The 507-nt window shown below is 42.6% G+C and carries 1 protein-coding gene; it reads left to right on the forward strand.

Annotation, left to right across the window (positions count from 1 at the left end):
- The coding region (locus E2R31_RS09740) for a T7SS effector LXG polymorphic toxin (RefSeq protein WP_243701307.1) at positions 1-507 on the forward strand (507 nt) is incomplete at both ends.

Consider the following 507-nt stretch of genomic DNA (forward strand, 5'->3'; position numbering starts at 1 on the left):
ATCAATAATGTTCATAACCCCGTGATTGTTGGCTTAAAGAATGGCTTAGAATTTCTAGGTTCTGAGTTTTCCAAGACGATCACGGATTTTCAGAATCTTGTTGGCGAAACCTCTGCAACGGCAGTTTTAGCAGAAGAAACTTTGGATGATGCGGTCAAGAAGCTAAATGAAGCCGATGAGAAACACAAGGTCATGGATACTAACTTCAAGAGTATCTATGATGGGATTTCGAGTCTCTATCACCTGAGTGCTCCCTTAAGCAGCACCTTCTATACTAATACCCAGACAGCTCGGAAGTATGTTCAGGATACGAAGAATAAGGTCAATGCCTTTGATAAGATGACGACAACCAGCAGTACGGAGCAACTTTTTAGTGCTTTAAGTAGCCAGATGGCGGCTGCTGGAAGAGTGAAGAGTCTGAGTTATAGCGATCCTGTTTTAACTAACTTTGTGGCGCATGAAGAACTCGGTAAAGCGATTTATGAGCTGGATCAGCAGTATGCGAAA

The organism is Streptococcus downii (assembly GCF_004353325.1).
In the GTDB taxonomy this organism is placed as follows: domain Bacteria; phylum Bacillota; class Bacilli; order Lactobacillales; family Streptococcaceae; genus Streptococcus; species Streptococcus downii.